The organism is Geminicoccus sp. (assembly GCF_036263595.1).
In the GTDB taxonomy this organism is placed as follows: domain Bacteria; phylum Pseudomonadota; class Alphaproteobacteria; order Geminicoccales; family Geminicoccaceae; genus Geminicoccus.
The window spans coordinates 1-21,711 of record NZ_DATAGQ010000213.1 but is presented as its reverse complement, the minus strand read 5'-3'; the positions used below and the strand labels follow the sequence as shown (position 1 = coordinate 21,711).

Here is a 21,711-nt window from a genome sequence, read left to right as displayed (position 1 = left end):
TAGGCGGGTTGACCGCATCATAGATGTCACCGGTCACCAGCAGTACGTCGGCTTGCTGTTCGACGATCTGCCGGGCCAGCCAGTCGAGGAACACGTCGTGCTCCAGGCCACGGTCGAAGCCAAGGATCTCGTGGCCCAGGTGCCAATCGGAGGTGTGGATCAGGCGCATGCAGGGGACCCGTCGCAGGCAGAAACACACCGATGGTGGGAGAAAAAAGAAAAGGGAGGCGTCGCCCGATGACGACGCCTCCCCGCTGCTCCTAGACGATCTAGCTTGCGGACGTGAAGGCCAAGATCGCCTCGTTCACCTCTGCCGACTTCTCCATGTGGATGAGGTGGCCGGCATCGTCGAACGTCGTGACCTTGATCGAGCCCGGCAGGCCCTGTCCGTGCTTGGACGGCACGATCTTGTCCTGCGTGCCCCAGATCACCTGGATCGGCACGGAGGCCGAGCCCAGCTGGTCGCGCAGCTGCAGCTTCTGGCTGCCGCCCGCGAAGATGGTGTCGCGCACCTTCTTCAGCGCCGCGTCGACGCCGTCGAGGCGCTTGAACTTGAGCACGTCCTCGACCATGTCCCCCGTCACCATCTCGGGCTTGGCGACCAGCATCTGCAGGATCGGCTCGAGCTTCTTGCGCCGCGACGCCTCGATGAAGCCGTTGATGTACTCCATCGAGATGTCCGGTCCCAGGCCAGCCGGCGCCAGCAGGGTCGCCGACGCCACTCTGTCCGGATGGTTCAGCGCCAGATAAAGCGACACTGCCCCGCCCATGGAATGACCGACCAGGTGCGCCTTGGCGATGCTCTTGGCATCGAGGAAACCAAGGACGACCTTGGCCATCGCCTCGACGCTGCCTTCGCCCACGTCCTTGGTCGACCCGCCATGGCCCGGCAGATCGATGGCATAGGTCGTGTGCTTCTCGGACAGTGGCGGCTGGTTGAACAGGAAGTTGTTCAGGTCGCCACCATAGCCGTGGATCAGCACCACCGGCGCGCCTGAGCCGTCGCCGATGGCGAGGTAGCGGATCCGCTGCCCGCCCACGTCGATCGTCTCCGGCTCAGGGCCCTTGTCGGCTGCAGACGCCGCCAGCTGCTCCGCGAACTTCGCCTGGAAATCCTCGACGAACGAGCTGATCTCCGCCTCGCCTACCGAATCGTCGGCAACAACAGCCAAGAGTGCTCCGACGGGGACCGTCTCCCCACCGGACACCAGGATCTTGCGCACCTTGCCGCTGATCGGGCTCTCGAAGGCATTCGCGATCTTCGAGGTCTCGATGTCGGCAATCTCCTGGCCCTTCGTGACGCTGGCACCTTCTTCGACGTGCCAGGCCGCGAGCATGCCCTCCTGCATCGCGAGGCCCCATTTGGGCATCACGATGGTCTGGATTTCTGCCATCAGTGCGACTTCCCCGTGACCGAGCGCACGGCTGCCTCAATCTTGTCCATGCTCGGGATGTAGAGATCCTCCAGCGCCGCCGAAAACGGCACCGGAGCGTGCGGCGCCGTCACCATCTTGATCGGTGCCTTCAGCTTGTCGAAGGCTTCCTGACAGATGAGCGCCGAGACGTCGGTCGCCATGCTGCAGCGCGGATGGGACTCGTCGACCACGACCACGCGGCCGGTCTCGGAGGCAGTCTCCAGGATCGTCTCAGTATCGAGCGGCGACGTCGTGCGCGGATCGACAACCGTGCAGGAGATGCCTTCCTTGCTGAGCTTGTCCGCCACGGTATTGGCGAAGTTCACCATCCGGCCGAACGCGATGATGGTGGCATCGTCGCCTTCGCGGGTGACGTTGGCCTGGCCGAACGGGATGGCGTAGGCCTCGTCGGGAACCTCGCCCTCCATGTCGTACATGGCCTTGTGCTCGAAGAAGATGACCGGATCGTCGTCGCGGATCGCCTGGATCATCAATCCCTTGGCCTCATAGGGATTCGACGGCAGCGCCACCTTCAGGCCGGGGATGTGGGTAAAGACGTTGTACAGGCACTGGCTGTGCTGCGATGCCGCGCGGAAGCCGGCGCCGTACATGGTGCGGATCACCACCGGCGTCGTGGCTTTGCCGCCGAACATATACTTGAACTTGGCCGCCTGGTTGAAGATCTGATCGAAGCAGACCCCCATGAAGTCGACGAACATCAGGTCGGCGACCGGGCGCAGGCCAGTGGCTGCCGCGCCGACTGCCGCGCCGATAAAGCCGCTCTCGGTGATCGGTGTGTCGAGCACACGCTCGCGGCCGAACTGCGGCAAGAGGCCCTTGGTGACGCCCATCGGGCCACCCCAGGCATCCTGGTCGGCATCGCCGCCCGCACCGCCAGCGATGTCCTCACCCATGATGACGACGCGGTGGTCCCGCTCCATCTCCTGGCGCAGCGCCTCGCTGATCGCCTGACGATAACTCTTCTTGGCCATGGTCCTGGTCTCAGTAGGAGATGTAGACGTCGGTCAACAGGTCGGCTTCGGTCGGCTCGGCCGCTGACTTCGCCTCGACGACGCACTGCGCGATCCGGTCCCGCGTGGTCTTCTCGATGTCGTCGAGAGCAGAGCCGTCAAGCAGGCCCGCTTCGGTGACGCGGCGGCGGAACAGCATCAGCGGGTCCTTGTTGGCCCGGTAGTTCGCCACCTCGTCGGCAGGACGATAGGTCATCGCATCGCCTTCGAAGTGACCATAGTACCGCAGCACCCGGCTATGGATCAGCGAGGGGCCACCGCCGTTGCGTGCGCGCTCGACCGCTTCGCGAGCAGCTTCCCACACCGCGAAGAAGTCGCTGCCGTCGACCTCGACCGCCGGCATGTCGAACGCCTTGCCGCGGTTTACCTGGCTGCCCGCCACCGAGTACTTGGACGAGGTCGCCTCGGCGTAGCCGTTGTCCTCGACCACGAAGATCGCGGGCAGGTTCCAGACCTTGGCCAGGTTGTAGCTCTCGAACACGGTACCCTGATTGGAGGCACCGTCACCCACGAACGCGACGGCGACGCCGCCGGTCTTCAGCGTCTTCGCTGTCAGCGCGGCGCCGCAGATCAGGGGAGGACCACCGCCCACGATCCCGTTCGCTCCCATCATCCCCTTCGACAGGTCGGCGATGTGCATGGAGCCGCCCTTGCCGCCGCAAAGGCCCTCCTTCTTGCCGAAAATCTCCAGCATCATCGCCTTCTCATCGCAATCCTTGGCCAGGCAGTGACCATGGCCGCGATGGGTCGACGCGATGTAGTCGTTGTCGTTCAGGTGCATGCACACACCGACGCCCGACGCTTCCTCGCCTGCATAAAGATGCACGAAGCCCGGGATGCTGCCGGCCGAGAACTCCTCGTGCACGGCCTCCTCGAACTCGCGGATCATCACCATCCGGCGATAGGCCTTGAGCAGGTCCTCACGACTCAACTGCACGTTCTTGCCTCCCTATGGCGAACCGTTTCACGGACGCTCTCAGTTCTTGGCCATCCCCGCTTCCAGGGGAGATTTCAGAAGAGAGCCACCCCGTCGTCATTGCCGAACAGGTGCCACCGGCCCCGGTCCAGGGTCAAGTAGCATGGCTGGTCCATCGCCCCCTCAAAATCAGGGCTGGTCTTGACCAGCACCTTGTCGCCACCGAGCGAGACGTCGACGAGCATGTCGCCGCCGATCGGCTCGGTCACCAGGATGCGTCCCTGGAAGGCACCCGACCTCGGTTCGGTCGTGATCGTCACCTGGTCCGGCCGCACACCCATGCGCACCTTGTCGCCGCGATAGCCTGAGCGGACGATCTCCTCCTGCTCCGGCATGAGGGGAAGCTGGAAGCTGCCATGGGTGAAGTGCAGCCGGCCGCCCACCTCGGCCAAGTGACCGTCCAGGAAGTTGATCGGCGGCTCGCCGACGAAGCCAGCCACCCAAGCATTAACCGGATGATTGTAGATCTGCTGGGGCGTGCCGACCTGCTGCAGGACACCATCGTTCATGACCGCGATCCGATCGGCCATCGAGAGGGCCTCCATCTGATCGTGGGTCACATAGATCATGGTGGTCCCAAGCTTGCGCTGCATCAGCTTGAGCTCGCCGCGCATGTGCGCACGAAGCTTCGCGTCCAGATGCGCGATCGGTTCGTCGAACAGGAACAGGGCGGGTTCACGGACAATGGCACGCCCGATGGCAGTGCGCTGCTTCTGCCCGCCGGACAGCTCGCCCGGCCGGCGTTCCAGCAAATGACCGATCTCCAGGATGGCCGCTGCCTTCTTGACCCGGTCCTCGATCACCGAGCGCTCGACGCCACGCAGCTTCAGCGGGTTCGCCATGTTGTCGAACACGGTCTTGTGCGGATAGAGCGCGTAGTTCTCGAACACCATGGCAATGTCGCGGTCACGCGGCGGGAGGTCGTTGACCCGCTTGCTACCGAAGCGGATCTCGCCGGCGCTGATATGCTCCAGGCCCGCCAGCATGCGCAGTGTCGACGACTTGCCGCACCCCGATGGACCGAGCACGGCGACGAACTCCCCGTCCGCAACCTCCAGTGCCAGTTCCTTCACCGCCGCGGTCGAGCCGTAGTATTTCCAGACCCGGTCGACGCTCACCGACGCCATGACGACATCCCCATGCTCACGGTCTGGCTGCTATCGAAGGTCATTCGCGAACTGCTCCCATGGTGAGGCCGGCAACCAGGTAGCGGCGGATCAGAAGACCCAGGAACATCATCGGCAGCGTGGTGACCACGCCAGCCGCCATGATGCTGCCCCACTGGATGTTCTGCGGCTGCACCAGTTCCTTGGTAGCGACCGGTAGTGTCTTCGCACCGCCCGAACCGATGATCGACGCGAACAGGAAGTCGTTCCAGGCGAACAGGACGCACAACACCAGGAACGCGCCGATGCCGGGCGCCACGAGCGGAAGGATCGACCTGAAGGCCTGCATGCGGGTGGCACCGTCGACCATCTGCGCCTCCTCGATCGCGTAAGGCACGTTGTCGAAGAACCCTTTGAGGATCCAGATCGCGAACGGAAGGTTGAAGGTCGTGTAGGCTAGGATCAGGCCCCAGAGCGAACCCACCAGTTCGAGCGAGCGGAAGATCGCGTAGAGCGGCACCATGACGGCCACGACCGGTGCCATTCGGGTGCTGATGATCCAGAAGAACAGGTCCTGCTTGCCACGGAAGTCCGTCCGGGACAGCGCATAGGCGCAGGTGGCGCCGAGAACGACCGACACCAGGGCCGAGCCCAGGGCAGCCGCCACGCTGTTGAAGAAGTAGACGCCGAAGTTCAGGTCGAAGAACAGGCTCGTATAATGCTTGAAGGTGGGATCGAAGTCGAAGAACAGGCTGATCCCGCTCCAGTCACCGACAGCCGGCAACTGGAATGCCTGAAGCAGGTCCTTCAGCGAGGATACGAACATGATGAAGATCGGCAGGAGCGTCCAGAGCAGGTAGACTGCGAGGAACGCCACCACCACCACGTCCACCACGCGCCTTACAGGCGAACGATATTCGACGACATCCTTCGAGGCCATGCCTCAGCCCTCCGTCCGGCCAACGTTGCGCGCAGCCGGCGCATCGAAGATCTTCACCAGGATCATGCCGAGGATGATCGTGACGACCAGCAAGGTCAGCGCGATGGCGGCGCCCCGGCCGAGCTTGAAGAACTGGAACGACACTTCAAACAGGTAGACCGGCAGGATCTTCGTGGCATCCGCCGGCCCGCCGCCGGTCAGGATCAGGACCGAGTCGATGAAGCGGAAATTGTCCATGAATCGCAGCAGGATGCCGATCAGCAGGAACGGATAGAGATTGGGCAGCACGACCTGGAAGAAGTTCCGGAACTCCCCTGCCCCGTCGACCATGTTCGCTTCAAGCTGGTCACGCGGAACCCGCTTGAGACCGGCCAGCGTGATCAGGGTGATCAGCGGCGTCCATTGCCAGATGTCGACCAGGACCAGGCCGATCATTGCAGTGCTAGGCGAACCGAGGATCGAGGTCTCTCCCAGGATCCCTACGCTCCGCATGAACCAATGGTACCAGCCGAACGTGCTGTTATAGAGATAGTACCAGACAAGGCCGGCAATGGCGGGAGCCACCATCATCGGCATCAGGAAAATGGTGACGAGCACCTTTTCGTAGCGCGACCTGTTCAGGAGCACGGCGAGCAGCACGCCGATCAGGACCTCGAAGAACAGGCACATGGCGCTGTACTGGATCAGCAACAGCCAGCCGTTCGAGAACTTCGCATCCCGCGTGAACAGGCGCTCGAAATTGCGCAGGCCCATCCACTTGTCGGCGCCGCCGCCGGCACCGACGTCGACGTCGTGCAGGCTCATCCACAAGAGCCAGAAGAATGGATAGAGCGAGATTGCCGCCAGCACGATGATCGCGGGCAGCATCATGTAGAGATAGTGCCGGCGTACAGGCTCACGGTTCCGGATGGCCGGCTCTCCTTCCAGCACGGTGACGCCATTGCGCGTGACGAACCCCGGCATCGTCCCGACGGGATTGATCCCGCCCGGGATGTTCCGGCTCATCGTTCCGCCGCCGGGTAGGACTTGGCTGGCCATGCCTGCTCCCAAAGCAGTCCGCCGGCTGTTGGGCCGGCGGACATGGACAAGTCAGAGGTCGTGCAGATCGTCGACTTGGCTGCGGATGGCCTCGCAGGCCTCGCCGGCGTCGGTCTGACCGGACAGGCAGCGCTGCACCTCGGTCAGGATGATCTGGTAGTACTCGTTGGCCTCCGGAATCTTTGGACCGAGCACGAAGTGCGGATCCTTGATGCCGTAGTCGTAGACTGCATCGAACGTGAGCGCGTTCGGCATGGTCGACGGGCGCTTGCGCGCCTCGGCCACGCCCGGCATTCCCATCACCGCCTTGCGGGTCGGCGTGCCGCCCACGCCCTTGAGCACGCTGTACTGGGTGTCTTTGGAGGTCGACCAGAGCGAGAAGAGGTAGGCCGCCCGCTTCAGGTCTTCAGAGGCATTGTTGTTGATGCCGATGCCACCGATGCCGCAATTGGTGCCGTTGACTGCTTCGCCGCCATTCTTGATCCAGCTGGCCTCGCCCTTCGGGCAGGGCGCATAGGCGGTCTTGCCGCCTGCCGCCTTGCTGGTGTTCTCGTCTTCGATGCTGGCCGCGAACTCGTGGTACTGGACCTGCATGGCGATCTGACCGGCCTGATAGACCGTGTTCAACTGCAGGGTAGCGTTCGCCAGATTGTCGGGATGGCTGACATCGGCCTGTTCCTTGAACTTCTGCATCAGGAACACCGAGGCCTCGTCGCCCCACTTGGTCGGCCCCGGCGTCTTGGAGCCGAGCTTGTCGTCGACGTCGAACTCGGTCCAGCGGCCATGCGCGAACATCATGCGCTGGATGTCGAGTTGCGTCGTCCAGGCAAAGGAGCCTTGATGCTGCGCATAGCCATAGGGAACGTCCTGTCCTGCAGCGCGCAGCTTCTTGAAGAACTCGGCGAACTCGTAGACGTTCTTCCATGTGGAGTCCTTCGTGAACTCCATCCGGTAGCCATACTCCTTCTCGAAGTCGGCGCTGTGCTTCTCGAACAGGTCCTGGCGGTAAAAGGTGCAGGCAACTGCGCAGTCATAGGGGAACGCGATCAACCGCTCGCGGGTGTACATGGTCCCGCAGGCGTCGAGGAAGTTCTCGAACCATGCGTCGGCGCTGGTTCCGTCCGGATCCTGCGGAAGCGTGTCGTCCTTCGCATACTGGTCCAGGTTAGCGTAGAAGTCCGCGAACGGGGCTCCGATCGGCTTGTCCTGCACGTAGTTCAGCTGGAAATCGGCCTTGCCGCCGCGAAGGTCGATGCCGACCTTCTGCTGCACCACCGGCAGGTCGTCCGTCAGGATTTCAACTTCGATGCCGGTCAGGTCGTAGAACGGCTTGAGGTTGTCCCGGATCGCGAAGGACGGCGGCGTGTTCTCGCTCATGAACACGAGCTTCGTGCCGGAATACTGCTTCCATTTGGCGTCATCGGACGACGCGGCCTGCACCGGGTTCCGAGTGACGACAGAGCTCAACCCGACCGCGACCGAGCCGGCACCAAGCGCCGTGGCAGCGCCGCCGCCAAGCTCAAGGAACTTCCGCCGATCGATCCTCTTATAGATCGCATTCTTCGGCACGTAGAACATCTACCAGCCTCCCCTCGGTTGCAAGCGGACGGCACGATTGAGAAGTCACATCCGAATGACGGATGTGACGACGAGCCACCGCTACGAGTGCCGACCGATCGTCGGCCGACATCATCCCTGATTAGTTTAAGTCGATCTCGTGGATCGTTTCTTCTTTGATCGACAAAATGTTAGAGATGGATTCTCGCCCGTCAAGCATCCGGCTCAGCCCTTGACGGCACCCAGCGTCAGTCCTCGCACGATATATCGTTGAGCGATCAATGCGATGAGGACTGGCGGCACGATCGCCACCATCGCTCGCACGCCCATGAACCAGAACTGGACCCCGCGCGTGTCGACGGCACCCGCGATATGCACCGGTACCGTGATGACCGATTGGCTGCCGATAGCGACCGCAAACAGGAACTCATTCCAGCTGAAGGCGAATATGATAAGGCCGGTCGCGGCCATGGTAGGTGCTGCCAGCGGCAGGGCGATCCGCCAGAAGGCCATCCAGTGGTCGGCGCCATCGACCAGGGCGGACTCTTCCAGCTCGACCGGCAGCTCCAGGAAGGTCTGCCGCAGGATCACCACGACGAACGGCAGCACGAAGGTCGCGTTGATCAGGATCAGCGCCAGATGCGTGTCGAGCAGGTTGAGGTAGCGCATGATCAGGTAGAATGGGATGATCGTGGCCACCGGCGGCAGGATCCGTTGCGACAGGAACCAGATGGTGATGTCGGTATTCTTCCAGGTCCTGAACTCGAAGCGAGCGATGGCGTAGGCCGCGGGTGTACCGAGGATCAGTGCGAGGACCGCCGCGCAGATCGAGATGATCGTGCTGTTGTACAGCGCCCTGGTCGTCTCGGGCGTGCTGACCTGATCGATCCAGTTGCCAAGCGTCGGGTTGAAGTTGATCCAGGGAATTCCGAAACCGGCGACCGTAAACGTATCGAGCGGGTTGCGCAGCGACTGGGAAAACGACCAGTAGATCGGGAAGAGGAAGGCCATCGTGACTGCGATCGCAAGGATCGAGAAGATGGCCCAGCGCAGCTGAGCTGCCGCTCCACGCTCACCCATAGCTTTGCCTGAGCCTCCGGAAGAAGAACAGGACCACGACCATGACGACGGCAAGCAACCCATAGGCCATTGCGCTGGCATAGCCGAGATCGAAGAACCGCAGGCCCGTACGGAACGCCAGGAAGGAATAGGATTGTGTGGCGACCCCCGGTCCGCCCCCGGTCAGGGCGAACGGGATATCGAACAGCTTCACCGCCTCGGCCAGCCGCAAGAGCAGCACGATGATGATGGTCGGCTGCAGCATGGGCAGGATGATGCGGAACAGCAGATCCTTGGCCGACGCCCCGTCGATGCGTGCCGCTTCCAGCAGTTCATCGGGCAATCCTTGCAGGGCAGCCAGGAACACGAGGAAGCAGAACGGCGTCCACTGCCAGATGTCGACGACCGCCACGGAGAACAGCGCCCAGTTCGGGTTCGAGAGCCAGGGTATCCCGGTGAACGACAGCGGCCCGCCTTCTTCGTAGAAGATCGTGAAGAACGAATAGCCCATAGCAATCGGCGTCGCGAAGATCGGCAGGATCATGATCGCGCGCAACGCCGAGCGGCCGAGGATCGGTCGGTTGAACAGCAAGGCCAGCGCGAAGCCCAGGACCAGTTCGATCGGGACTGCGATCAGCACGAAGACGAGCGTCACCTTGATCGCTTCGACGAGCTGTGGGTCGTTGAACAAGCGCTTGAAGTTAGTGAGGCCGACGAACTCCGTTGTCATGACCGAGTTCTTGATCACCACGTTCTTCGTGCGCGGCTGTCCCTTCGAATCTAGCACCGGCTGGCCGGCCGCATCCAGCACAGGCTCCTTCACGCGCTCGACCTTGACGGTCTGCTCGATCTTGTTGAACGCGATGAACAGCGAGTACCCGAGCGGGAAGATCGTGAAGAGCAGCACCCACACGACGGCAGGTGCCAGGAACAGAAATCGGACGCGGCTCGTCCAGCGCATGCATCGGCTCCAGCTGACCGTTCCAGGCAGGTCGCCTCACCGGGCCGCCCTTGCAGCCCGATGAGGACGAAGCTCGAGGTCAGTCCTGATAGCCGATGGCCGCCTTGTAGTCGGCGAGCTGCTTCTCGCGGCCAATCCGGTCGGTCACCTGCTCCCAGGCGGCGGCCGTGTCGTCCAGGGCCTGCTGGGCCGCCTTCGATCCGGACATGGTCGAGGACAGGTTCTTGTCGAGGATGTCCCAGTATTCGAACGTCCCCGGGATCCGCAGGTAGGGCAGGCTCACCGGTGCGTAGAAGGTCTGGTGATAGGCGTGCGTGTAGGCCCTCGCGTCGTTCGCGTTCCAGCCGGCCTTCTCGTAGTCCTCGATCTTGGCAGTGCCTCCGTCCTCGGCGAGGAACTGGTAGCTGTAGCCGGGATCGACGCCGTCCCAGCCATACATCGCCATCATCTTGCTGACCGGCTCCATCGCCATCAGCGACAGGAACGAATAGGTCGCCTCGGGATTGGCGGAGAAGTTTGAGATGACGCCGTGCCACGATCCACCGACCGTATTGCCGATCGGCCGCGGATTGTCGGTCTTCACGAACTGCTTGGTCTCGTGGTCGTAATATTCGTTCGATGAGGGAATCATGGCCGACGCGCAGTCGCCCTGCACCTTCGAGCGGCTCTCGTCCTGGCAGAGCGCACCGAGGTCACCCCAAGAATAGGCGAACACGGCCTTGCCACGCAGGAAATAGTCCCACGCCTCGCCGAGCGACCAACCGACCTGCGCCGCCGGCCCCGTCTTGTGCAGTTCCTGCAGGAACTCCAGGGCCTTGACGTGGCCTGGGCTGTTGATCAGCGGCTTCATGTCGGTCGGGTCGAACCAGTACACGTTGTGGTACCGGTCGAGCTTGTCGCCGGGCGTCATCGCGAACGAGGCGGACAGAGTCTGGAAGTGGTAGTGCCCCTGCTCGCCGACCTTCAGGTGCAGCACGGCGCCATTGTCGGGCTCGCCATCGGTGCCGTCCCAGTTCTTGCCGTTGAAGAACTTCGCGATGTCGAGCAGCTGCTGCCAGGTCTTGGGCGGCACCGGCATGTCGTAGCCGTACTCGCTCTTGAATGCCGCCTGGTGCTCCCGATTCTCGAGCACGCTCTTGCGATAGTACAGAACTTGGCCATCCGCATCGTTCAGGATGCCGAAGGACTTGCCTTCCCACTGGTGCAGCGTCTTCAGGCTGGGCGGCATCGCGTCGTAGGTCCACTGCGGGTACTCGCCCGACGCCATCAGGTCGTCGATCTGGTAGGCGAGCCCAGAGGGCGCGATGTCCCCGTACCAGAACGCACCCACCATGAACGCGTCATACTGGCCGGTACCGTTGCGCAGGTCGAGCATCATCTTGGTGTAGTGCTCGCCGAACGGCAGTTCGACGATGTTCACCTTGCCGCCGGACAACTCTTCCCAGATCGGCCGGAACGTGAAGAGCGGCCCGGAAATACCGCCGCGCGGCCCGCCGCTATTGACGGTGATATTGAGCGTCACGCCCTCGTAGGGCTTCTGGTCCGGCCCGAAGATGGAGCCGAGCTGCGAACGTGGAACGGTAATCGCTTGGTTGTCGTACTCCTCGCCGAGCTGGATGGTGACGGTGTCGTCATCATTCCACTTCACCTGCCCTTCGGCGGACGCGTGGCCCACCGAAAGCGCAAGTAGAGCGGTGGCGCCCAAGAGGGCGCTGGTCATGCGCATGGCCTACAACTCCCTGATCCGTCGCGGCATTCTTCATGAGCCGTCGGCTTGTAGTATGCGCAGGCACCAGTTAGTTGGCTAGGCCCGATCAAGCAAAGAACGGCACGAACCCGCGCTTCAAGGCTCCAGTTCAGAATCCCAGTAAAGGAAGTCGCGCCAACTCTGGTGCAGGTAGTTCGGCGGGAACTGTCGGCCGTTCAGTCGTAGTTGGTGCGCCGTCGGCTGGTGCGGCTTCGCCATCGGATGCATCCCGCACTCATGCGGCAGGCAACTGCCTTTGCGCAGGTTGCAGCGTGTGCAGGCGGTGGCAATGTTGTCCCACGATGTCCGGCCGCCGCGCGAGCGCGGGATGACATGGTCGAAGGTCAGTTCCTGGGTGGGCGCAGTCGTAGCGCAGTACTGGCAGGTGAACCTGTCACGCAGGAACAGGTTGAACCTGGTGAAGGGCGGCCGACGTTCCTGGGGCACGTACTGCTTGAGGGCCACAACGCTCGGCAGTTGCAGTTCCTGGCCGGGCGAGCGGATGACCCGGTCGTAGTGGGAAAGGACCGAAACACGGTCCAGGAACATGGCACGGATCGTATCCTGCCAGCTCCACACCGAAAGAGGATACCAGCTCAGCGGCTGGAAGTCGGCGTTGAGAACAAGCGCCGGAAAGGCCGACGCTGCGAGGTGGGCATTCTCCGCGACCGATGCGAAGCGCCTGGGACTGAAGGTCTGCGCGGTTGCGGCACGCTCCTCCGATGCTCGGGTCTCATCGTCTGCATGTCGTGGTTAGACCCCTCTTGCGATGGTTTCAAGACAAGCTCCGGCTGATCCGACAATCCGTCCTGGACGTAATGGGGATGACAACGCATCTGAAGACGATGACCATCAAGACACGTCGCGACGTCCTGTCCGTCCTGGCTGGCGCACCCGTCCTGCTCGCCGGCTGCGCGGGTCCGACCGAACCGAGGCACATTCCATCCATGCCCTGGCATCATGTCGAAGGCGGGTTCCGCAATCCTCCTGGCAGCCCCGAACGTGCGGGTGACCGCGGAGAGTGGTGGGCATTCATGTGGCGGGGCCTCTCGCGGCGAGATGTCGTCGATCTTCCCGGCGGCCATGTTGTCCCAACCTCGACGGCAAAGGCCACGCTGACGGCGGCCAGAGATGGCGATCTCGTCACTTGGCTCGGACATGCCGGCTTCCTGATGCGGCTGAACGGCCTCTGGATTGCCACGGATCCTTTCTTATCCGAGTACGCTTCGCCGGTGCCACCGTTCGGCCCCAAGAGGTTCGCGCCTGTCTCGCTCGCCGTGGAGGATCTCCCGCCACTCGACGTACTGATCCTCTCGCACAATCACTACGACCACCTGGACCGGCCGACGCTCGAGCGCCTGCCGCTCGGGCCCAACGCGGTCCTGATCTGCCCGCTGAAGGTGGCTGGCTATGTCGACACCAGCCGTTTTGCGCGTGTCGTGGAACTCGACTGGCACGGGCAGACGGAATTGGCGGGCCTTGGCATCACGAGCATACCGTCCATCCACTTTTCCGCCCGAACGCTTTGGGACCGCAACGAGTCCTTATGGGGCGGCTTCATCCTCACGACCCCGTCCAAGCGCATCTATTTCGCAGGTGACACCACGTTCGGGCCAGTGTTTGGCGAGATCGGCCCCCTGTACGGGCCGGTCGACCTAGCCCTGCTCCCGATTGGCGCCTACGAGCCGCGCAAGTTGATGCAGGCTTCGCACTGCACGCCGGAAGAGGCAGTGCAGATCGGCCAGCTGTTCCAGGCGCGCCAGGCGATCGGCATGCACTGGGGCGTGGTGCGCCTCACGGATGAGCCACCATTCGAGCCACCCATGCGCTTCCGCGACGCCATCGCCACGGCGGGACTGGGCGATGCATGGGGAGGCATCATGGCTGTGGGCGAGACCCGGCCGATCGGCTGATCAGCCCAGATACTCCGCAAGGATGGCGGGCGGGTTGGCCATGATCTCTGCGCGCGGGCCAACTGCGATGATCGTCCCGCCCGCCAGGACGGCCAGCCGGTCCGCGATCCTGGCTGCGTCCTCCGGCTGATGGGTGACCAGGACGACGGTCAACGCCTCCTCCCGGCGCAGTTCGTCCACCAGATCCAGGAAGTCCCGGCGCATGGCCGGGCCAAGCGCCGCGAACGGCTCGTCGAGCAGCAGCAGCGGTCGCTTGCGTACGAGGCAGCGCGCCAGGGCCGCCCGCTGGCGCTCGCCGCCGCTCAGCTCGTACGGTCGCCGGCTGCCAAGCGCCCCGATTCCCAGTCTCGCCAGCGAGTCGTTCACCATGCTTCGCTCGGATGCGGAGAGTCGGGCATTGGGGCGGATCCCGAGGGCGACGTTGGTGAAAACGTCAAAGTGGCCGAACAGGTTGTGGTCCTGGAACAGGCTCGTGACCGGGCGCAGCGCCGGCGGCACGCTCGTCACGTCCTGTCCATCAATCGTAATCCGGCCGCTCGTCGGGTCCAGGAAGCCGGCGATGAGGTCGAGCAGGGTCGACTTGCCGCCACCGGACGGACCGATCAGTGCCGTGATCGATCCCTTGGGGACGTACAGCTCGTAGTGGAACTCCGTGCCCTCGTGCCGGAAGCGGACGTCATCGACGCACAGCATGCGCCAGCCCCCGTTCGACGGCCCACATCAGGCCCGCGGCCAGCACCACCAGCACAACAGCGGTGACGGCCGCATCGGCGGAGCGATACGAGCCAGCCTGAAGGTGCAGGTGCATGGGCAGCGTCCTCGCCTCGTCCGCACCAAACAGCGCCACCACCCCGAAGTCGCCCAGCGAGAAGGCAGCCACCAGGCCACCGGCCAGTCCGGCCACGGGAAGGAGGGTCGGCAGGTCGATCAGCCGCCATCGCGTGGCGCCGCCGATCCCGAGCGCCCGGCACAGCCTGCCATGCTCCATCTCGCGCCTCGCCACCTCAGGTCCGAGGATGGCGACAACATAGGGCAGCCCCATCAGGCCGTTGGCCAGCGCAATCGCCGGCAGCGCCACCTCGGCAGGGTCGACCACGCGCCGCAGCAACAAGAACAGGCCGGCACCCAGGGCCAGGGCCGGGGTCACCAGCGGGATCGAGCCGACATATTCCCCGGCCCGCATCAAGAACCCGGCCCGGCCGCGCGCACCCAGCACGAGCAGGCTTCCCGCCACCAGGGAGATCAGTGCCGCCGCCAGCGCCACCACCACGCTGTTGCGCAGGGCCACCAGGAACATCGGCGCGCTCAGCACCTTCCACCAGGGCCCACCCGCTGCCTCCAGCAGGAGGGCCAGCAGCGGCGCACCGAGGAACAGCAGGGCGGCTGCCAATACGAGACCATCCAGCGCTTTTGCGAGCAGACCATCCTCGACCCGCAGCTTCGGTGGCGCTCCCGTCGACACACCACTGCGGATGGTCCGCACGCCCAGCCCAATGCCAACGAGCACGCTGCACAGCGCGATCTGCAGCAGCGCCAGCACGGCCACGCGCACCAGGTCCGCATCGACCCTCAGCGCCTCGTAGATCGCGACCTCCATGGTTGTTCCGGCTGGCCCGCCACCAAGCGTCATCGGCAGGGCGAAGCTCGTGAAGCAGAGCATGAATACGATGCCGAGCGCACGCGCGATGCGCGGCGCCAGGGCCGGCCACTCGATCAGCCGGAAGCGGGCTAGATCCCCCAGGCCAAGCTGTCGGGCCAGCCGCCACTGTTCCGCCGGCACGGCGCGCCAGGCAGGAGCCAGGATGCGCACCGCGAGTGGCAAGTTGAGGAAGACGTGGCCGATCAGGATGCCCGTCAGGCCATAGATCGACGGCCAGGGGATCCCGAGCATGCCGAACAGCTCGGCGACCCAACCGCGCCGGCCGAACAGCACGAGCAGCGCGCTTCCTGCCACAAGGGCAGGCACCAGAACCGGCAGGGCCAGCAAGCGCTCGAGCAGATCGCGACCAGGAAAGGAGCGCCGCACCAGGGCCCGTGCAACCAGTACCGCCGGCAGCACCGCCAGTAGTGCCGACAGGGTAGCCTGCACCAAGGTGAAGCGAAGGGTGAGGAGCGTTCGCCCGTCCAGCCATCGTCCGCCCTGTCCCGCCTCCTGCAGTCCCGTCGCCAGGAGCGCCAGGATCGGCAGGAACAGCGTGAGGCCGACCAGAAGCGCGGTGACGTTGCCGATCAGCGTCCCAGTGCGGCGAACCACTCGTCCACCCATGCAGCGCGGTTGACCCGCACCGTCTCGGCATTGGTGAGGAGCGCCTTGCCCGGCTGGATCAGCCGGCTGAACTCTTCGGGCAGTTCCACGCCGTCCGACTTGGCGGGATACATCCAGTTGGTGGTCGGCAGGATCGACTGGGCGTCCGACGAGAGGAGGAACTGCAGGAAGCGCTTGGCGAGCTCCGGCTCCTGGGCGTTCTTCGCCAAGGCCGCCACCTCGACCTGCAGATAGTGGCCGTCCGTGAACGGTGCCGCCTGGATGTCGTCCTTGCTCTCGGCAACCATGTGGTAGGCGGGCGAGGTCGTGTAGCTGAGGACCATGGACGCCTCGCCCTTCAAAAACAGGTCGTAGGCCTCGCTCCATCCCGACGTCACCGTCAGGATGTGCGGGGCCAGCTTCTCCCAGTAGGCCCTGGCATCCTCGCCATGAACGGCCTTCACCCAGAGCAGCAGGCCCAGACCTGGGGTGCTCGTCCGCGGATCTTGGATAACGACCGTCAGATCGGGCGGGGCATCAGCCAGTTCGGCCAGGCTCTTCGGCGGGTTCGGCAACCGGGTGCGATCGTACACGAAGGCAAAGTAGCCCCAGTCGTAGGGAACGAACGACGGATCGTCATACATTACCGGCAAAGTAAGCCCGCTCAGGTCCTGGCCATGCGGTGCCACGAAGCCGCCATCCTTCGCTTCGGCTGTCAGGCTGCTGTCCAGCCCGAGCACCACGTCCGCCTTGGAAGATGCTCCTTCGAGCTTCAGCCGGGACAGGATGGCGACGCCGTCATCCACGGAGGTCCAGACGAGGTCACAGCCGCAACTCGCCTCGAAGCGCCTCTCAAGCTCGGGGCCGGGCCCCCATTCGCTGGTGAAGGACGAGTAGGTATAGACGTCGAGCACCGGCTTGGCCTGGACGCCGGACATGATCGTCATCGAACCAAGGACGGTGGCGGCGAGCTTGCGCTTCATTCTTCCCTCCATACGAAGGGAAGGTGCGCATGGCCGGTCCTGTCGCGGCGGCTGCCCATTCCCTACGCCGGCATGATCCGGATCAGGTTCCTCGGGTTCGCTCGTGCGTCTCAGCCGGCAGCAAGGCCGGCACCCCGCGGGTCACATGCGCGCCCATTACTGCCCGCCGCGCTCCAAGACAAGCGGCGGCCATCGGCGTGTCTCGGTCACCCCTTCACGTGGGTGGTCGGCCGGTCCCCGCCCCCCGCCTTCTCCTGATGCCACTTCCCATCGGCATCCTGGTACTCGATGACCTCGTCGTCGCCGGCCTGCTCCTGCCGGACAGCCGCGTCCTCCGCAGCGCGGCGGGCCTCGTCGTGGGTATTGTAGGTCTCGGAAAAGCTGTCACCGAGCTTGTAGGCCCAGCCATGATCGTGCTGCACGATCTCGTAGGTGATATCGGCCATGTCGAGTCCTCCGGCTTGTCCGGCACTGAACGTACTGCCGGTTTCGCCGGTTCCGGCCGCGCCCAGCCGTCGCGCCGCCGTCACCAGTCGCTCGAAGGCAGCGGCGGCCGGTGCCGCATGATGGCGCGCGCGCAGCCAGGCGTGCGGCAGACCGGCCTCGACCACCGCGTCCACCGGCACGCGCGCGGAGCGCAACCTGCCTGCAAACGCCGACACGTCGGAGGCGAGCGGGTCGTACTCCGCAGCCGTCATGAACACAGGCGGCAGGCCTGGCAGTGCTGGCGCGTCACCCGGGAACAGGCGCGGATCGTCGCGGTCGCTCTCGTCAGCGGTGCGCCCAAGATAGGTCTCGAGATAGTGCAGCATATCGACCGTGGTCAGACCGGGAGCATCATGCATCTCGATTCGCGATGGCAGCGTCTGATCGCTGGAGAGCGCGGGGTAGACCAGCAGTTGGCCTGCCGGTCCCGGCTCGCCCGCATCCCGCAATGCCTGCGTCACGGCAGCGGCAAGGTTGCCCCCTGCGCTGTCGCCGGCCAGCAGGATCCGCTCCCGGTCGATGCCCAGCCCCGACGCTTCGTCGCGCACCGCCCGGAACACGGCCAGCGCGTCGTCGAAGGCTGCCGGGAAGGGGTGCTCGGGCGCCAGGCGATATTCGACCGCGACGGCAACGCAGCCGGCACCATCGGCCAGATCCGCGACGACGCTGTCATGCGTCTCGAGATCGCCCACCACCCACCCACCGCCATGGAACCAGACGATGCAGGCGCCGCTCGACCGGGCCGGCCGGTAGATCCGGCAGGGCACGCCCGCGAATGCCCAGTCCTCGCTGGAGAGCCCGGCTGGATGAGGGGCTGCAAAATGTCGGCAGGCGCGGCGATAGCCTTCGCGGATCTCGTCGAACGAAGCGCCCTCGGGCGTGGCCGCGATACGCTCGCCCTCGGCGAGCCAATCCAGCATGGCGCGATCGAGTTGGTAGTTGGTCACCGGCAGCCTGCCTTCGCGATATCCTTTTCCCGCGCGAACGCCTGGGTCTGCACCCACCAAGGTGCGTCCGGGTCCCATGGCAGCCGCGCGATCTTTCCATCCGGCGTCCGCCCACCCGCCAGGCTGCCCCAGATCACGGCACCGTCGCAGCCGAGATCGTAGACCTTATCCAGCTGCTGCAGCCAGAAGTCGCCCTCGATGATCTCGCGGGCGATCTTCTTGTTCTTGTCGTGATATTGCGGCCAGAGATAGGGATAGATCGGCTTGCCGATCGCCTTGGCGGCCGCGACCGTGCCGTCGGCCATCCTCACCCAGCCTTCCCGGTCCTTGTAGAATGCGTAGAGCGTCGGATAGAGGTCGTCGACGGCGTCGGCGAGCTTCGACCAGCGCCGGTTCTGCTCGGCATAGACGATCAACCGCCCCTCCTTGCCCGGCTGGAATGCCCAGTAGTCCCGCACAGGCACCAGTGAGTAATAGCCGAAGCGGGTGCCTGGCATCAGCTTGCGCATGAGGTTCACGATCTCCACGAGATCGTCGACCTGATCAGCCTCCCAGTGCTCGATGTCGAGCACGAGCCGTTCGTAATTGTGCTTGGCCAGCTTCGGCACCAGGACGTCTTCGATGTGGCCGAAATCCGGCTTGTCACGGTCGCGGCCCGGCCAGAAATCACCGACATAGACGGTGCGCAGCGGCTCCAGGCCGCAGACTGAAAGATCATCCGGCTTCCCGTCGAACCGCATCGTGTCGAAGAGCCGGAACGCGCGCTGCGCCGCGGCCGGATGCGAACCGCCGATAGCAGCGGAGAGAACGGCTGCACCGACACCGGAGCTAGCAAGCGTGGCCAGGCTGGCGGATCCAGCGATGAAGCGACGACGGTCGAGCAAACTGATCATCCCTGCCCTGTCAGACGGCGCGTGGCCATTTCCAGCGCGCCCAGGGTCTGGTCACTGACGTGGTGTTCGATCCCCTCCGCGTCGACATGGGCGACCTCGGGCGGAACCCCGATCGCGTCGAGGAAGGCCAGCACGATCCGGTGCCGGCGCCGGCATGCCTCGGCCAGATCGCGTCCGGCCGTCGTCAGGAACACCGATCGATAGGGCTCCGACGACAGCAGGCCTTCCCGCACGAGCTTGGAGACCTGCGTGGTGACGGTAGCCTGGCTGACGCCCAGGCGCTCGGCGAGATCGACCGCCCGCGCCTCACCCTTCGCATCGATCAGGTCGGCCACCAGCTCGACATAGTCCTCGGCGATCTCGGTCCGATGCGCATGGCGAACCTGCCCGAAGCCCGCCGCCTGCAGTTCCGCATCTCCCAGTTGCTGCCGTCGCGCGATCACGTCCCTGCCCTTGTCCAACCTTCCGGTCCGGCGGAGCCTCGACCGGGCGATACCATGGCTCGCTGCACCAGCAGCACAATCCCCAGCATCAAGCCGGACACGAACGCGATCGTGCCGGCGGCTCCCAGGGCCAGATCGTAGCCGAGGATCGGCGGTCCCGCGACCGCGATCAGGTAGCCGATCCAGCAGTCAGCCAGGCCGATCGCGGTCGCGAGCAGCAGTTGCCGGCCGTAGCGGTCAGTCAGGAGCCGGGCTGTCGCAGCCGGGCAAATTAACAGGGCCACCACCAGGATTGCGCCGACCGATTCGAACGAGGCCACGACCACCGTCGCCGTGAGCAGCGCCACCAGCCGGTCGATCCGACCTGGCGGGACACCCAGGAGCGCGGCATTCTCCGGATCGAAGCTGGCCAGCACGATCTCCTTGCGCAGCATCCAGAGCAATGCTGCGACGACGACGATCGCTGAAGCCAACATAGGGAGCTGGCGAGGTGCCTGCGCCAGCACGTCAATGTTCAGCAGCCCAGCCAGGCTCGTCAGGTCCGGCCACACCACGCCCTCCAGGTTTCCGTACAGTGCGTGGTCGACATCAAGATGGACGCGTCGTCCAACCCATTGCGACAACATCACCACCCCGGCAGCGAACATCGTGGTGAAGACGATGCCGGTGGCCGCTTCAGGTCCGATCAGGCGATGCCTGCCAAGGGCCGCCAGCAGGCTGGTTCCGAGCAGGGCCGCGGCAAGTGCACCACCCAGCATCGCCCAGGCTGCGAGCGACCCGGTCACGACCCAGGCCACCACGATGCCTGGCAGCACCAGGTGCGACAGCGCGTCACCCGCCAGTGACTCGCGCCGGAGCACCAGCAGGCTGCCAACCAGCGCACAGGCCGCTGCCGCGAAGCTGGCGGCCATGATGGCGGGGAAATCCAGCTGCCAGAACGCCTCGTCGATCATCATGGTAGCTGCCTCACAGGCAAGCTTGTCGCCCGATCAAGCCAACCATGCCGAACGGCCAGTGCCATCGCAAACAGGGTTGCCGCCGCCAGCACCGTCGCAGCACCGGTCGGAAGGTCGGCAAAGCGGGTCGAGGCAAGCGTACCGCCGAGCGCCGCCAATGCTCCCATGAAGGCGGACAGCGGCACCAGCCGCGTCATCCGGTCGGTGAGCAGCCGTGCGGTCACGCCCGGCAGGACCAGCAAGGCCACGAGCAGAACAAGGCCGACGCTCCGCATGGCCGTGGCGATCGCGACCAGGAGCAGGGCCATCAGGATCATTTCGAGGCGGCCGCCTCCCAGGCCCGCCACCTTGGCGAACAGGGGGTCGAACGTGACCGTGAGCAGTTCCTTCCAGAGCAGCACGACCACGACCAGCACGGCCGCCATGACGGCCCAGGCGGCGAGCAGGTCGACAGCCTGCATCGACGCGGCCTGCCCCAGGAGCAGCCCGCCAAGGCCGGCCCGGCCAGGCAGGGCGACCTGCTGGACGAGGCTCAACAGGGCGGTGCCAAGGCCGAATCCGGTGGCCAGCACCGCGGCCATCGCCGCGTCCCGGCGCAGGCGCCCATGGCGCTCAAGGCCGCCAAGGGCCGCGATCGCCAGGGCGCCGGTTCCGATCGCACCGCCCCACAGCCACCAGGAGCTTCGCGGATCGAACCCGGCCGCCGCTGCACCCAGGAAGCCCAGCACGGTGCCCGGGAGGGCCGCATGGGCCACGACGTCTCCGATCAACGCCCGCCGCTGCAGGACCAGGAACGGCGAAAGGATGCCGAACGAGATCCCGAGCGCCATTACGCCGCCGAGCACGACGAGAAGGTTCCAGGAGTTGGCAAGCATGGCTCAGGCTCCCACCGCAGCCACGGCCTGCCGTTCCGCTTCTCCATGCGATAGGAAGGACGGTGGCAGTCCATAGGCCTGCGCCAGCAGTTGCGGCTGCAGCACCCGCAGTGGCGGCCCTTGGGCGATCAGCCGCCTTG

At 64.8% G+C, this 21,711-nt stretch carries 21 protein-coding genes and 1 riboswitch; of the genes, 1 reads left to right on the top strand and 20 read right to left on the bottom strand.

From position 1 onward, the window contains the following. From VHL31_RS23720 to VHL31_RS23665, 12 genes are all read right to left on the bottom strand, one after another. Window positions 1-169: metallophosphoesterase (locus VHL31_RS23720; RefSeq protein WP_329663725.1), on the bottom strand; the 169-nt coding region annotated here is incomplete at its 3' end. Between the two features lie 100 nt (window positions 170-269). After that, entirely contained in the window at window positions 270-1,394 is a 1,125-nt protein-coding gene (locus VHL31_RS23715) for an acetoin dehydrogenase dihydrolipoyllysine-residue acetyltransferase subunit (protein ID WP_329663724.1), read from the bottom strand. Continuing rightward, window positions 1,394-2,407 carry an alpha-ketoacid dehydrogenase subunit beta gene (locus VHL31_RS23710; RefSeq protein ID WP_329663723.1) on the bottom strand — a complete coding sequence of 338 codons (1,014 nt, stop codon included), beginning with the start codon at window positions 2,405-2,407 and terminating at the stop codon, window positions 1,394-1,396. The genes VHL31_RS23715 and VHL31_RS23710 overlap by 1 nt, the downstream gene beginning before the upstream one ends. Before the next feature lie 10 nt (window positions 2,408-2,417). Next, the gene (locus tag VHL31_RS23705) at window positions 2,418-3,383 is read right to left on the bottom strand and encodes a thiamine pyrophosphate-dependent dehydrogenase E1 component subunit alpha (RefSeq protein ID WP_329663722.1); all 966 of its coding nucleotides are present in this window, start codon (window positions 3,381-3,383) and stop codon (window positions 2,418-2,420) included. A 74-nt stretch (window positions 3,384-3,457) separates the two neighbouring features. Then, complete coding sequence (locus VHL31_RS23700; RefSeq protein ID WP_329663721.1) at window positions 3,458-4,549, bottom strand: ABC transporter ATP-binding protein; 1,092 nt, start codon at window positions 4,547-4,549, stop codon at window positions 3,458-3,460. Window positions 4,550-4,589: 40 nt separating this feature from the next. Next, window positions 4,590-5,468, bottom strand: a complete 879-nt coding sequence (locus tag VHL31_RS23695) for a carbohydrate ABC transporter permease (protein WP_329663720.1) — start codon at window positions 5,466-5,468, stop codon at window positions 4,590-4,592. 3 nt (window positions 5,469-5,471) lie between these two features. Beyond that, the gene (locus VHL31_RS23690) at window positions 5,472-6,506 is read right to left on the bottom strand and encodes a sugar ABC transporter permease (protein WP_329663719.1); all 1,035 of its coding nucleotides are present in this window, start codon (window positions 6,504-6,506) and stop codon (window positions 5,472-5,474) included. 51 nt (window positions 6,507-6,557) lie between these two features. After that, the gene (locus VHL31_RS23685; protein WP_329663718.1) at window positions 6,558-8,084 is read right to left on the bottom strand and encodes an extracellular solute-binding protein; all 1,527 of its coding nucleotides are present in this window, start codon (window positions 8,082-8,084) and stop codon (window positions 6,558-6,560) included. A gap of 204 nt (window positions 8,085-8,288) precedes the next feature. Beyond that, on the bottom strand, window positions 8,289-9,143 hold the full coding sequence (locus VHL31_RS23680) for a carbohydrate ABC transporter permease (RefSeq protein WP_329663717.1): 855 nt from the start codon (window positions 9,141-9,143) through the stop codon (window positions 8,289-8,291). Continuing rightward, complete coding sequence (locus tag VHL31_RS23675) at window positions 9,136-10,083, bottom strand: sugar ABC transporter permease (RefSeq protein ID WP_329663716.1); 948 nt, start codon at window positions 10,081-10,083, stop codon at window positions 9,136-9,138. The genes VHL31_RS23680 and VHL31_RS23675 overlap by 8 nt, the downstream gene beginning before the upstream one ends. A gap of 79 nt (window positions 10,084-10,162) precedes the next feature. Further along, on the bottom strand, window positions 10,163-11,809 hold the full coding sequence (locus VHL31_RS23670; RefSeq protein WP_329663715.1) for an extracellular solute-binding protein: 1,647 nt from the start codon (window positions 11,807-11,809) through the stop codon (window positions 10,163-10,165). 117 nt (window positions 11,810-11,926) lie between these two features. Then, entirely contained in the window at window positions 11,927-12,430 is a 504-nt protein-coding gene (locus VHL31_RS23665; RefSeq protein ID WP_349262535.1) for an HNH endonuclease, read from the bottom strand. A gap of 224 nt (window positions 12,431-12,654) precedes the next feature. Here VHL31_RS23665 and VHL31_RS23660 point away from each other — a divergent pair, with 224 nt between their 5' ends. Beyond that, window positions 12,655-13,743 (top strand): MBL fold metallo-hydrolase, encoded by a 1,089-nt coding sequence (locus VHL31_RS23660; RefSeq protein ID WP_329663713.1) that lies wholly within the window; start codon window positions 12,655-12,657, stop codon window positions 13,741-13,743. Here VHL31_RS23660 and VHL31_RS23655 read toward each other — a convergent pair whose 3' ends face one another. The 8 genes from VHL31_RS23655 to VHL31_RS23620 all read right to left on the bottom strand — a co-directional run bounded on the left by VHL31_RS23655 (window position 13,744) and on the right by VHL31_RS23620 (window position 21,571). Beyond that, the gene (locus VHL31_RS23655) at window positions 13,744-14,436 is read right to left on the bottom strand and encodes an ATP-binding cassette domain-containing protein (protein WP_329663712.1); all 693 of its coding nucleotides are present in this window, start codon (window positions 14,434-14,436) and stop codon (window positions 13,744-13,746) included. Beyond that, entirely contained in the window at window positions 14,420-15,997 is a 1,578-nt protein-coding gene (locus VHL31_RS23650; RefSeq protein ID WP_329663711.1) for an ABC transporter permease subunit, read from the bottom strand. Before VHL31_RS23650 ends, VHL31_RS23655 begins: the two co-directional genes overlap by 17 nt. After that, window positions 15,973-16,971 (bottom strand): thiamine ABC transporter substrate binding subunit, encoded by a 999-nt coding sequence (gene thiB, locus VHL31_RS23645; RefSeq protein ID WP_329663710.1) that lies wholly within the window; start codon window positions 16,969-16,971, stop codon window positions 15,973-15,975. The genes VHL31_RS23650 and thiB overlap by 25 nt, the downstream gene beginning before the upstream one ends. Before the next feature lie 41 nt (window positions 16,972-17,012). After that, window positions 17,013-17,118: riboswitch (TPP riboswitch) on the bottom strand. Window positions 17,119-17,177: 59 nt separating this feature from the next. Next, window positions 17,178-18,404 carry an alpha/beta hydrolase gene (locus VHL31_RS23640; RefSeq protein ID WP_329663709.1) on the bottom strand — a complete coding sequence of 409 codons (1,227 nt, stop codon included), beginning with the start codon at window positions 18,402-18,404 and terminating at the stop codon, window positions 17,178-17,180. Beyond that, window positions 18,401-19,288: a hypothetical protein gene (locus VHL31_RS23635; protein WP_329663708.1), complete on the bottom strand. Its 888-nt coding sequence runs from the start codon at window positions 19,286-19,288 to the stop codon at window positions 18,401-18,403. The genes VHL31_RS23640 and VHL31_RS23635 overlap by 4 nt, the downstream gene beginning before the upstream one ends. Window positions 19,289-19,293: 5 nt before the next feature. Then, on the bottom strand, window positions 19,294-19,758 hold the full coding sequence (gene mntR, locus VHL31_RS23630; protein WP_329663707.1) for a manganese-binding transcriptional regulator MntR: 465 nt from the start codon (window positions 19,756-19,758) through the stop codon (window positions 19,294-19,296). Next, window positions 19,737-20,696: a metal ABC transporter permease gene (locus tag VHL31_RS23625; protein ID WP_329663706.1), complete on the bottom strand. Its 960-nt coding sequence runs from the start codon at window positions 20,694-20,696 to the stop codon at window positions 19,737-19,739. The genes mntR and VHL31_RS23625 overlap by 22 nt, the downstream gene beginning before the upstream one ends. Beyond that, entirely contained in the window at window positions 20,693-21,571 is an 879-nt protein-coding gene (locus tag VHL31_RS23620; RefSeq protein WP_329663705.1) for a metal ABC transporter permease, read from the bottom strand. The genes VHL31_RS23625 and VHL31_RS23620 overlap by 4 nt, the downstream gene beginning before the upstream one ends. Between the last annotated feature and the right edge of the window lie 140 nt (window positions 21,572-21,711).